The 13,024-nt window shown below is 42.7% G+C and carries 10 protein-coding genes and 1 tRNA gene; all 11 read left to right on the forward strand.

Translation table 11 applies throughout. The annotated features are described in order from the left end of the window. Positions 1-34 precede the first annotated feature (34 nt). Entirely contained in the window at positions 35-1,651 is a 1,617-nt protein-coding gene (locus C5Z26_RS01210) for a sulfotransferase family protein (RefSeq protein WP_105448216.1), read from the forward strand. Beyond that, positions 1,651-2,820: a sulfate adenylyltransferase gene (gene sat, locus C5Z26_RS01215; protein ID WP_105448217.1), complete on the forward strand. Its 1,170-nt coding sequence runs from the start codon at positions 1,651-1,653 to the stop codon at positions 2,818-2,820. The genes C5Z26_RS01210 and sat overlap by 1 nt, the downstream gene beginning before the upstream one ends. A gap of 2 nt (positions 2,821-2,822) precedes the next feature. After that, positions 2,823-3,458 carry an adenylyl-sulfate kinase gene (gene cysC / locus C5Z26_RS01220; RefSeq protein ID WP_105448218.1) on the forward strand — a complete coding sequence of 212 codons (636 nt, stop codon included), beginning with the start codon at positions 2,823-2,825 and terminating at the stop codon, positions 3,456-3,458. Continuing rightward, a complete protein-coding gene (locus C5Z26_RS01225; protein WP_234005704.1) occupies positions 3,451-4,383 on the forward strand; it encodes a DHH family phosphoesterase in 933 nt (310 codons plus the stop codon). Before cysC ends, C5Z26_RS01225 begins: the two co-directional genes overlap by 8 nt. A gap of 164 nt (positions 4,384-4,547) precedes the next feature. Further along, positions 4,548-6,290 (forward strand): aryl-sulfate sulfotransferase, encoded by a 1,743-nt coding sequence (locus C5Z26_RS01230; RefSeq protein ID WP_105448220.1) that lies wholly within the window; start codon positions 4,548-4,550, stop codon positions 6,288-6,290. A gap of 274 nt (positions 6,291-6,564) precedes the next feature. Next, positions 6,565-8,343, forward strand: coding sequence for an SLC13 family permease (locus C5Z26_RS01235; protein WP_105448221.1), 1,779 nt, complete (start codon positions 6,565-6,567; stop codon positions 8,341-8,343). A gap of 240 nt (positions 8,344-8,583) precedes the next feature. Continuing rightward, on the forward strand, positions 8,584-9,975 hold the full coding sequence (locus tag C5Z26_RS01240; RefSeq protein ID WP_105448222.1) for an MATE family efflux transporter: 1,392 nt from the start codon (positions 8,584-8,586) through the stop codon (positions 9,973-9,975). 68 nt (positions 9,976-10,043) lie between these two features. Next, the gene (locus C5Z26_RS01245; protein ID WP_105448223.1) at positions 10,044-10,289 is read left to right on the forward strand and encodes a DUF2187 domain-containing protein; all 246 of its coding nucleotides are present in this window, start codon (positions 10,044-10,046) and stop codon (positions 10,287-10,289) included. A 62-nt stretch (positions 10,290-10,351) separates the two neighbouring features. Beyond that, positions 10,352-10,422, forward strand: a tRNA-Gly gene (locus C5Z26_RS01250). Positions 10,423-10,492: 70 nt separating this feature from the next. Beyond that, positions 10,493-10,963: a GNAT family N-acetyltransferase gene (locus C5Z26_RS01255; RefSeq protein ID WP_105450102.1), complete on the forward strand. Its 471-nt coding sequence runs from the start codon at positions 10,493-10,495 to the stop codon at positions 10,961-10,963. Positions 10,964-11,224: 261 nt separating this feature from the next. Continuing rightward, positions 11,225-12,913 (forward strand): arginine--tRNA ligase, encoded by a 1,689-nt coding sequence (argS, locus tag C5Z26_RS01260; RefSeq protein ID WP_105448224.1) that lies wholly within the window; start codon positions 11,225-11,227, stop codon positions 12,911-12,913. Positions 12,914-13,024: the final 111 nt, after the last annotated feature.

Raw genomic sequence — 13,024 nt, forward strand, 5'->3', positions numbered from 1 at the left:
TCAGTTAAAAAAATAAAAAATTAGGATGATCAAAATGACGAAAAGTATATTACAGCGACTATTTGCAAAACATCAAACTAAAAAAGCGGTGCTGATTTTAGGGAGTGGTCGTTCTGGCACGTCGGTTTTGACCAGATGTATTAATTTGATGGGTATTTCGCTAGGGACGGACAATTTGTTGGCCCCCAGCAAGAAGATTAACCCGAAAGGCTATTTTGAGAATAAGGATATTATCAAAATTCATAAATCATTAGGTGGTAAGTTACGGTACCGGCCAGCTTTTGAAGGGTATTATGACAGCCCTAAAATTAAGCAGGACCGGCAGGATTTGACGAATTATCTCACTAACTTTTTTGAAAATGAGTCCTATTTAGCGATTAAAGATCCGCGCATGAATGATTACATCGACTTATGGCAACAAGTGTTAGCCGAGATTGACGTTCAACCGGCTGAAATTATTTTATTACGTCATCCACTGGACGTCGTTAGTTCCAATGAACGGGCTTGGCACCGGGATACAACGTTGGCGATGCGGCAATGGCAAGTACGGACGCTATTATCGTTACGCGATACCCATGCGCAAAATCGGATTTTAGTGACGTATGAGGATTTATTCAATCAGCCACTGGCAACCTTACATCGCATCGCTGATAAATTAGGCTTGCCTTGGCCAACTGATGAAGCGGCTTTGAGTGCTGAGATTGATGATTTCATTGATCCCAAGCTACAGCAGAGTGATAGTGGCGAATCCGTCGCCGCCTTTGCGGCCCGCACGGATGTCGCACCGGATGTTAAAGCATTGTATCTATTAGGCATGCAAGCAGCCGATGATGAAACTTTCTTTGAATCAGCAGATTTCAATCAACAAATTCAAGCACTGACGACGGCCTATCTGACAGACTATGGCGCTTTATATCGTGATTTCAACGCCAAGATTACGCATGAAACAGTTTTTGTTTTTGGCAATCATCAAACTGAAATTAATCAAGTTAATGCACAATTGATTAACAATGGTGTGGTCATGGAAAATGATCAGACGGCTGATAGTCATGATGATGTTGTTGCCTTGACGCAGTCACTAAAGGCTGGGGTGGCTGATATTAAGACATATACTAAGGACTTTTCGTTAGTCGAACGGAAAGAGAACCTGAACAATTATTTACGACGTCATGCCAAACGTACGGAACGGTGGGGCGTTGGCGATGCCGCGATGATGGCAGTTCCCGAAATGGTCACCACAGTAAGTGCTGAGATTGGTGCTGATACGCATCATATCGTGATTGCTGAAGACTACATGGCAATCGAAAATCAAGCTCAATTACAAACAGCGTTGCAGCACTTAATTCGAACGGTGCAAGCCGTTCAACAACGGCCTTACTTAGTCGTCCTAGCCGAGGAGCTGGAGAGCGACGCAACGGCACAGCGTATTCAAACGTTTATCAATACAGCAGCGGTGGCGCAACCGGCAGTACTGGCAACCGCAACCAGCAAACCAATCATGTTGAAAACACCGCTTGATTGGCAACAAGTCGCCGAAAATGTGACCCGTTTATGCGAAGTGGCTAGTCAAGGTCGCGCGGGTCAGGCCGAATTAAACCAATTTATTGATGTGAATGCCACCAAAATTTTAAAACAGATAGGTGATAAATAATGGAAAAAGTATATGGTATTACCCCACATGGGGGTCAATTAATTAATTTAGAAGACTATTCAGTTGTGGCTCAAACTGAGGCAGCCCAATTGCCTAGCTTAACAATCAATGCTTGGAATTTATCTGATTTAGAACTAATCGGCATCGGCGGTTTCAGCCCTTTGACCGGCTTTATGACTAGTGATGATTACCATGCTGTGGTTAACACGATGCATTTAAATAACGGGGTTATCTGGAGTGTGCCCATCACGTTGCCAGTATCAAAAGCGGTGGCGGCAACAATTGAATTAAACCAAAAAATTGCCTTAAAAACTGCGGATGGCACCATTTATGGCACGCTCTTAGTTGAAGATAAATATGTGCCAGATAAGCAACTTGAAGCGCAGCATGTGTATGGGACCACTGAAGTTGCCCATCCTGGGGTTAAACGGTTATTTGAAAATGGTGACGTTTATTTAGGCGGTGCCATCAAGTTACTTAAAAAGCCTAGTCATGGTGATTTCAATGAATTTTATATGGCGCCAATCGAAACCCGAAAAATGTTCCATGACTTAGGGTGGCAGACTATCGTGGGCTTCCAAACTCGGAATCCCATTCATCGAGCCCATGAATATATTCAAAAATTAGCCTTAGAAAATGTTGACGGCTTATTCCTCAATCCATTAGTTGGCGAAACTAAGGCTGATGATATTCCGGCGGATGTTCGAATGGCAAGTTATCAAACCATTTTGAAGTATTACTATCCGGCTGATCGGGTTCGGCTAGTCATTTATCCCGCAGCTATGCGGTATGCCGGGCCTAAAGAGGCCATTTTACATGCAATTGTCCGCAAAAATTATGGGTGTACTGACTTTATCGTGGGCCGTGACCATGCCGGTGTTGGCGATTATTATGGTACTTATGAGGCCCAAGAGCTGATTGCGACTGTCGAGGATGAACTAGGGATGCATTTCTTTAAGTTTGATAATGCCTTCTATTGCCAAAAATGTGGCGCCATGGCGACCAGCAAAACTTGTCCGCACGATGATGTCGATCATGTCTCATTAAGTGGAACTAAAGTACGGCAGATGCTGAGTGACGGCGTTGTGCCACCAAAAGAGGTCTCTCGTCCAGAAGTGGCCCAAGTCTTAATTGATGGTTTGCAGCGTAAACGCGAAATGGAGGTCTAAGGATGGCTAAAGCTGAAAATATTACGTGGCAGGATTCAAAAGTGAATAAGATCCAGCGGCAAGCGTTGATGGGTCATAAGAGTGCCGTACTATGGTTCACTGGATTATCCGGTTCAGGAAAGTCAACAATAGCTAATGAAGTTGAAAAACAACTTTTCAGTCAACAAATCGGCAGTTATGTCTTAGACGGCGATAATATCCGTTTTGGGCTAAACAGTAATTTGGGATTTTCAGCTGCTGAGCGGCAAGAGAATATTCGTCGCATTGGTGAAGTTTCCAAATTGTTTATAGATGCCGGTGTGCTGACGCTGACGGCCTTTATTTCACCTTACCGTGCTGACCGTGATCAGGTTCGGGCCTTACTAGCAGCGGATGAATTCATCGAGGTTTATGTCGATACGCCGATTGAAGTTTGTGAACAGCGCGATGTTAAGCAGTTGTATGCGAAAGCGCGGCGTGGTGAAATCACCGGTTTTACCGGCATTGATGCGCCCTATGAAGCGCCAGTTAATCCAGAGATTACGATCAATACCGCTGAACAACCATTAGCTGCTTCTGTCGCTCAGGTGTTGGACTATTTGCATGAAAATGCGTATATCGACTTAGCTCATGCCAAGGATTTTGAAGCGATTGATTAGCGCCATCATGGCGACCATCAAAGCGTATGATCGGATTTTCGTTTACCGCCATACGAACCCTGATCCGGATGCGATTGGCACGCAATTTGGGTTAGTCACAGTGCTCCAGCAAGCTTTCCCAGCTAAAATGGTGATGGCGATGGGGACGATTCCACCGGCCCTGCAGTGGTTGAGTGAACCAATGTCCACGGCCATCACGGCCACGGCCACTGATTTAGTGATTGTGGTTGATTGTGCCAATCAAAAGCGGATTGATGGCAGACTGCCGGCTGGTGCCAAGATCATCAAAATTGATCACCATCCTAACCATGATCCTTATGGTGATTTGAACTGGGTGGACGAGCAAGTGGCGAGTTGTGCCGAATTAATTGCTAGGCTCGCACAAACGGCCCAGTTACCGGTGACACCGGTTGCGGCGACCCGATTGTATGCGGGGATTATCGGCGATACGGTTCGATTCTCAACCCCGGAAACGACGGCGCAAACCCTGCAAATCGCTACTGACTTAGTCGCAGTTGGTGTGGATGTGGCGCAGGTTAGTCATCACGAAATGGATTTGTCACCAGCACTGAGTAAGCTATTTGGTTATGTTTTAAGTGAAATCCAAGTGGATGCGGCCGGATTAGGTCAAATTGTTTTAACCCAGTCGCAATTAACGGTGTTTGGCTTGTTACCTGGTGAAGAAGATGCGGTTGTTAAATTACCGGGACAGTTGACTAATGTCGCTGTCTGGTTATTGTTTATTGAACAACCAGATGGTCAATATCGGGTACATTTCCGGTCTAAAGCACTGGCGATTGATTCAGTTGCCCGAGCTTATCATGGTGGCGGTCATCCGCTAGCGAGTGGGGCGTTTATCCCCGATTTAGCAACGGTCCAGTCGGTGGTTCAGCATGTTCAGGCGCTGATGAAAAAAACAAGTTGATGACGTAACCAAGTGTCTGCGAGCTAACCAATCATATTAACCATTTAAACCCCGTAATAAAATTATGGGGTTTAAATGGTTTTTAACGGTAATTTAAAGCATAATGAAGGTTGCTTTAATTAATAAAAAAATTATATTGAGAGATATTAGGAGGAAATCGCGACATGCGAAAAAAAGGCATAATTATTTCGGTAATCGTGGTGATTTTAGTGGCAATTGGTAGTGGCTATGGTTACAAGCACTATCAGTCAACGACTACCACTAAGCAGACTACGACAAGTAATATTCGATCTGATCAAGCAGTTAAGAAAGATATCAATACGCGGTTGGTGACTAATGAGAGTAAAGCGCAGTCAGGTATGAAGACTACTTTGAAAAAAGCAGTCAATAATAAGCAGTATACGGTCAATAACATGTATACCAAGGTCAATCCATACGGCACCTCCCCGTTGTCAGCAGTAGTGATTTTTCAAACGACTAAAGCGGCTAAAATTAGTTATACTGTCGCTGGTAAGAGCAAAGCGACTTCAATTACGAATACACAAAGTAAGTATTCAACGCACCACCAGCTACAAGTGTTGGGATTGTATGCCAATACCAATAATCAAGTGAAGGTGAAAGTAACCTATAAAGATGGGACCAGCACGTCGAAAACGATTCATTTACAGACGGCTAAGTTGCCGAGTTCGTTAACCAGTATCAAAATTAATGTTAAAAAAGCGAACAAACAAAAGATGGTTGTGGGCACTGGTAACTCGAAGTTAACGTTTATGGTGCGGACGACGATTTCTGGGAAGAATCAAGCAAAGAACTTTACCTTTGGACTTGATGCGGATGGCGCGATTCGCTGGTATACTACAAAACCAACGTCGCATATTTTTAAGCAATTAACCAACGGGCATTTGTTGATTTGGACGAAATCCAAGAGTAGTCATTCTTATTTCGATGAATTAGTTGAAATGGATTATACCGGGAAAGTCTATAAGACTTACAAGTTCAATCATAAGGCCTGGGGTAAAACGAAGGGTTCAAAGAAGCAAAATCATAACCAAGTCCATCATGATGTGACCGAGTTAGCGAATGGCGACTTGATTGCCACGGTATCTGATGGTGGCCGGACTTACGTGGAAGATACGATGATTGTGATTTCGCATCGGACGGGTAAAATTATCAAAGTCATTAATTTGAAAAAAATATTACCGGCGAAATTCTATACGACCTATAATGCGACAAGTTCAAATAAGTATATGGGCAAAAAGGATTGGTTCCATCAAAATTCAGTTTATTATACGAAGTCGGACAATAGTCTGATTATCTCTAGTCGAAACCAGAACTTAGTGATGAAGATTAACTATAAGACGGAAAAGATTCAATGGATTTTATCGGGTAAAAAGCGTTCAGCTTGGCCGAAATCATACCGGAAGTATCTATTGAAGGCGAGTGGTAAGATTGCCTGGCCAGGTGGGCAACACGCGGCAATTGTTGATCCAACGACATTAAAAAACAAAAATTCCTTAAAACTGTTGATTTTTAACAATAATATCGCAGTTGGAACGACTAAAAAGTCCTTAGCTGCTTCATCAGGGAAGTATTCTGAAGGCGTTGAATATCGCATCAATGAAAAGACGAAGACCATTAAGCAAGTGGCTAGCTATGGAAAATCATTAGGTAAGGCCAACTTTGCCGATATCATTGGCTCTAACCGGTACTTGAGTGCGACTAACCGGCTGATTGATTTTGGTTGGCTAGATAGTGGTAAGGCCGCTAATATTATTGAATACGATCAAAAGACGCAACAAGAAGTCTTTAATGTGAAGTTGACGAATCTTGGTAGTGGCGGGTACGTTTATCGTGCTGAACGCTTCTCACTGTATCCGACTAAGCATGCTTATGGGATTAACGAATAGTATTTTGTGAACGTGAAAAGTCGATTTGAAGCCTGATTATGAGGGCTTTAGATCGACTTTTTTTTGCGTTCAACTTTTAGTCAAAGAAAAATCATAAACGACCTAGTTGTGACAATTTATTATCGAATAAATTCACACTGTGTCGTTAATTCGTTCACATTCCTAGCCTACAATGTAAAGCAGGTTGACAAAACGCTAAGCCATTTTTTGACAGATGGTCATTTTACGAACAGCGTGTCAGCTAAACTAAGTTGAGTATGGGAGCGAAACGCATATGACCCTAGAAATCGCCACTGTCTTAATCACTTTATTAGTCGCCTTTATTCTAATGGCGCTCGAAATTACCACCCCGAATGCGGTGATTCTGTGTGCGTTAAGTTTCTTAATGTTTGTCGGCATTCTATCACCAACGGATGCCCTGTCAGGTTTCTCGAATGATGGCCTAGCAACCATTGCCTTAATGTATATTATTGCGTATGCAATCGCTAAAAGTGACGTCATCACAACTCTATTTAATCGCATTTTAGGAAATGGAAAAAATGAACGACTATCCTTATTAAAATTACTAGCTAGTGTTAGTGTGATTTCACCATTTATGAATAATACACCAATCGTTTCAACGGTGACCCCCATGGTGCAACGGTGGTGCCGAGAAAAGGGCTTAGCGGTATCGAAATTTTTGATTCCGTTATCCTATGCCACAATTTTGAGTGGGTTAACGACGGTGTTAGGGACCTCGACGAATTTGGTGGCCCAGGGGTTGCTATCTAAGTATAATTTGAAGCAATTTGGTATTTTTGATTTAGCCGTTGTCGGGATCCCAATTACCGTGGTGGGTCTAGTCTACTTGGTCACGATTGGCTATAAACTATTGCCGACTTATCGCGGCAACTCAATTGATGAAGTCGTCAAAACCCCGAATGAATATCTGATTGAAATGTCGATTGGCGCGGACTTTGATTATTTAAATCGGACGGTCGCCGCTGCTAAGTTGCGTCACCTAACCAATGTTTATCTAGCGGCGATTAATCGTGAAGGCCAAGCCATCGTTCCGGTTACTGATGGCACGATTTTGCGACTAGGAGACCGACTTTATTTTACTGGTCCTGTGAACTGTATTAATGATTTATTACAGATTAAAGGCTTAATTCCCAGTACTGAAAAAATTAATATGGCGGATATTACCAATGAACGGGCCCGCTTAGTTGAAATCACAATTCCAGAAAACTCTGGTTTGATTAGTCAAAGTGTTAAGTCAGCGGACTTTCGCAATGTCTACGGTAGTGTGATCGTCGCCATTCATCGTAATGCGGTCAAACTGCATGACCAAATTGGTCGTATTACACTGAAGGCGGGCGATAACTTGGTTGCGATTACGGCGAATGAACCGGAACAATTGGCAGCCATGCGTGACGTCCAAGTATTCAATGTCCAAGCAACGAAAAATAAAAATAAGAAGACTAATTATAAAGACTATTTACCAATTTTTTTATTAGTCATGACGATTATAATGTCGTCGTTCAATGTGATTGAACTATTTGTTGGGTTGGCAGTGAGTTGTGTCATCTTGTTCTTAACAAAATGTGTCTCGGTTAAAGACGTGGTCAAAGCGGTTGATATGAATGTTCTATTCCTAGTTGCCAGTAGTTATGGTCTAGGGTTAGCGATGTCCAATGTGGGCGCGGATAAGTATATTGCAAAGCTGTTAGTTAACGTGGCGGGGACGTCGACGCCGATTTTGTTTATGTTCTTGCTATACTTTGTGACGAATTTTTTAACGGCGATCTTGTCAAACGCAGCTGCCATTTCATTGATGTTTCCCATTGTGATTTCGGCCGCAAAAATCGTGGATTTACCTGTGATGATGCTCGTTATGTTGATCACGATTGCGGCGACAGCCGACTTTTCAACGCCAATCGGCTACCAGACTAATCTGATTGTGTATGGTCCCGGTCATTATAAATTTACAGATTATTTTAAAGTTGGAATACCACTGAATCTTATTTGTATGGTGATTTGTGTCTTGGTGACGTATTATCTCTATCTCGTCTAGAAACGGCGTGCAAACTGTTGTTGGTCCGCAAGGAAAGCCTTGCGAATCGACTGCAGTTTTTTTGCTTTTAAAACCCTTGATAAGTCGGCAAAATTGTTATAAAAACAAGGACTTTAATAATTTAGAATAAATGACTAGTATTGCGATGGTAAAGTTGGTATACTAGCAAAGTTTGCTTAGAAACTGGCTAAAGAAAACGTTTTCTTAACCACGACTTCACTTAATGAAAGGAGCGTAAAAATGAACGATTTAACGAAGGGGAACCCGTTAAAACTAATCTTTTGGTTTACGATTCCATTATTAATCGGTAACATTTTTCAGCAATTTTATAGTTTATCAGATACGTTGATTGTTGGTCAGACTTTGGGTGTTAAAGCCTTAGCGGCCGTTGGATCAACTGGGAGTGTCCAATTCTTAATAATTGGGTTTGCTCAAGGCCTAACCGCCGGCTTATCTATCTTAACGGCGCAACACTATGGCGCCAAAGATTTTAAAGCTGTCCGGCGTAGTTTTGCCATTAGTATCGTGGTTAGTTTGGTCGTGGGGATTATCTTAACGATTGTGTCCTTAATCTTTGTTGACCACATCTTAGTCTTAATGCAGACGCCGACTGACATTATTAATGATGCGCGAACCTTCTTACAAATCATGTTGGGCGGCATGTTGGCACCAATTGCCTTCAATTTACTGTCTAATATCATTCGTGCGCTCGGTGATAGTCGGACACCATTATGGTTTTTGATAATTAGTTCGGTGATTAATATCGGCTTGGAATTGCTTTTTATTTTAGGCTTTCATTGGGGAATCGCTGGGGCTGGCTGGGCGACAATTCTCGCTCAATTAATTGCGAGCTTGATGTGTGTGATCTATATCATCGTGCGAGTGCCAATATTACACATTGGTCGGCGCCATTTCAATTTGCGATTGTCTGAACTGAAAGGGCATCTCCGAGTAGGGTTACCAATGGCGTTTCAGATGTCAATTATTGCGATTGGAACGATTGTCTTACAGGCGGCCTTAAATAGCTTGGGGACTAACTCAGTGGCAGCTACCACTGCGGCTCAAAAGATTGACCAATTAGCAACGCAACCCTTAATGTCGTTTGGGGTGACGATGGCCACCTTTGCGGCGCAAAATTTTGGCGCCCATCAATATGAACGCATTATCAAAGGGGTTAAACAAACCATGTGGTTATCTGGCAGCTTCAGTGTGGCCGCCGGATTAATTGAAATTTTATGGGGCAAGCAATTGGTTGGGCTCTTCGTTGGGCACCAAGATATGGCCGTCCTAAACTTATCGCAAACTTATTTTAATGTCATTGGGAGTACTTATATTTTGCTGTCCATGTTATTCATTATGCGAAATACACTGCAAGGTCTAGGCCGAAGTGCCATTCCAACCTTGGCGGGTGCGGCTGAATTATTTATGCGGGTTTTTGCGGCATTAATTTTAGTTCGGTTCTTTGCTTATCCTGGGGCCTGTGCATCAGAACCGCTAGCTTGGTTAGGGTCCGTTGCAGTCTTGTTACCGGCTTATTTACAAGCCGTTCGTGAACTACATCAACGGGCGCGGGCCGAAAAAACGCCCGTTACCCCGACGACGCCAACGGTTGAAGTTGCGTCCAAAAACTAATCTTTTACTTGCAACTCAAGTGGGAATTTGCTAGTATGTGGTATTAATTTGAATTGAGGAGTTTTCTAATGGCTGTGGAATTAAAAATTGGCGATTACGTCCAAGGTAAAAAATTTGCTTCACTTGAACATGATTTTAGTGGTGAAATTGAAAAGGTCTACGAAAATTCAGTTTTAATTTTAATCAAAGAGTTCGACAAATCAGATGCACCAATTGTGAATGAATATAATCATCGGGCAGTCGTACGTAAGGTGGATATCAAGATGATTAAAGCCGCACCAGCGCCCGTTGAGGTTCCCGACTCAGAAGCTTAAATTTTTTTATTTTTTCAATGACAACACAGAAAATATATGCTATACTATTTTCTGTTGTCAATGCGGGTGTAGTTTAGTGGTAAAATACAAGCTTCCCAAGCTTGAGTCGCGAGTCCGATTCTCGTCACCCGCTTAATTAATAATTCGGCTGCTAGTAATGTCACTTGACGTTGCTAGCTTTTTATTTAGGAGGAGCGCTTATGATGACTTTTCAGGCGATTAAGTTTGATGATTTAACGCCACGCCAGTTGAATGCTATTTATCAATTACGGGTGGCAATTTTTGTGGTTGAACAAGCTTGTCCCTATCAAGACGTCGATGATTTGGATTTAACGGCGGTCCATCTGTTAGGCACTACCTCGGCTGGCTTACAGGCTTACGCGCGGTTAATGGTTGAACCACAGCAGCAAGCGCGTATCGGGCGCGTTGTCGTGCGAGCGACTGCACGTGGTACCGGTCAAGGACAGGTACTATTACGTCAGGCCATTGCGACGATTCAACAATTGTGGCCCCAAACGCAACAGATTAATATTCAAGCGCAACATTATTTGGACCGCTTTTATCGGTCATTTGGGTTTGTTCCCGTCTCAGAAGTTTATTTAGAGGACGGCATTCCGCACCAAGATATGATTTTGAAGGTCAACACTGGAACTGATGCTAGTCAAACGGTGTAATATTTGGTATACTAGCGCATGGTTTAAAATGTAAAACGTCTTATGAGAAAGAAAAGTAAGTCAGCTAACTGGCAAGCGAGTTCGGGGTGATGGGAGCCGAATCAGACAAGTTGATTGAAGCGCACTTTTGAGGACGACAATTAGATAATAAGTGGATCTTAACGTCAATTAGAGTGGTACCGCGGGTCATCTCGTCTCTTACATGTTTTTTATGTAAGGGGCTTTTTTTGTCTTGTGACCCTCAAATTCAAGGAGGACAATATGGATTATAAACAACAAGTTGCGGCGGCTTTAGCACCCGCATTACCAGCATTATCAGTGGCTGAAATTACTGAAAAAATTGAACAACCGAAAACGTCAAAACAAGGTGACTTAGCTTTTCCAACGTTTACTTTGGCTAAAACCATGCATCAAGCGCCACAATTGATTGCGGCCGCTTTAGTTGAAAAGCTGGATCAAAGTAACTTTGAAAAAGTGGTTGCGATGGGCCCATATGTCAATTTCTTCTTTAAGAAGACGGCCTTTTCAGCCGATATTTTAGGCCAAATTTTAACGGCCGGTGCTAATTTTGGGGCGGCAAGTATTGGGAATCAAGGCCAAGTGCCGATTGATATGTCATCACCTAACATTGCCAAGCCAATTTCAATGGGCCATTTACGGTCAACGGTCATTGGGAATTCATTGGCTAACATTTTAAGTAAAATTGATTATCAGCCCGTAAAAATCAATCACTTAGGTGACTGGGGTACCCAATTCGGTAAGCTGATCACGGCCTATAAGATGTGGGGAAGTGAAGCGGAAGTTAAGGCTGACCCCATTAATAATTTATTGAAATATTATGTACGTTTTCATAAAGAAGATGTTGACCATCCTGAGATGGATGATGAAGCACGTGATTGGTTTAAAAAGCTTGAAAATGGGGATGCAGAAGCAACTCATTTGTGGGAATGGTTCCGCGCTGAATCATTAAAAGCTTTCAAACAAATTTACCAACGCTTGGATATCGAGTTCGATTCGTTTAAGGGCGAAGCGTTCTACAATGATAAGATGGCGGAAATCGTCGATATTTTAGAAGCTAAAGATTTATTGCATGAAAGCCAAGGGGCCGAAGTGGTTGATTTAAGTAAATATGACTTGAATCCAGCCTTGATTAAAAAATCTGATGGCGCCACCTTGTATATTACGCGGGACTTGGCTGCGGCCGTTTATCGGAAGCGGACCTATGATTTTGTCCAGTCACTTTACGTGGTCGGTAATGAACAAACCAACCATTTCAAGCAGTTAAAGGCTGTGCTAAAAGAAATGGGCTTTGATTGGTCTGATCAAATCTACCACATTCCATTCGGTTTAATTACTCAAGGCGGTAAGAAATTATCAACGCGGAGTGGCCGGGTCATTTTATTAGATAAGGTGCTAGATGATGCCGTTGCATTAGCACATCAACAAATTGAAGCGAAAAATCCAGATTTGGCTAATAAAGATGCGGTTGCGGATGCCGTCGGGATTGGCGCCGTTATTTTCCATGATTTGAAGAACGAACGGATGAATAGCTTTGACTTTAATTTAGAAGAAGTCGTGCGTTTTGAAGGGGAAACGGGTCCTTATGTCCAATATGCCCATGCGCGAGCTGAAAGTATCTTGCGTAAGGCCGGTAGTCCAGCAATTGACACCACTGATCAACAATTAGCGGATCCAGCCGCTTGGGATACCTTAAAGCTATTGAGCGAGTTCCCAGCGACCGTTGTGCGGGCCAGTGATGATTACGAACCATCTGTCATTGCCAAGTATGCGATTCATTTGGCTAAAGCGTTCAATAAGTATTATGGTAATACCAAAATTTTAGTGGAAGATGCGGAATTACCAGCACGTTTAGCCTTGGTTAAGAGTGTCAGCATCGTCTTGAAAGAAGCGTTACGATTATTAGGTGTTAAGGCACCTGACGAAATGTAAGTGTTAGTCTGCAGGGGATGTGACATCAGTCCTTGTTTTAAAAGTCAGTCATAGAGAATCTGCGGATTCTCCATGACTGACTTTTTGATATAACGAAAACAAAGTACAAAA

The organism is Lactobacillus sp. CBA3606, from assembly GCF_002970935.1.
GTDB lineage: Bacteria > Bacillota > Bacilli > Lactobacillales > Lactobacillaceae > Lactiplantibacillus.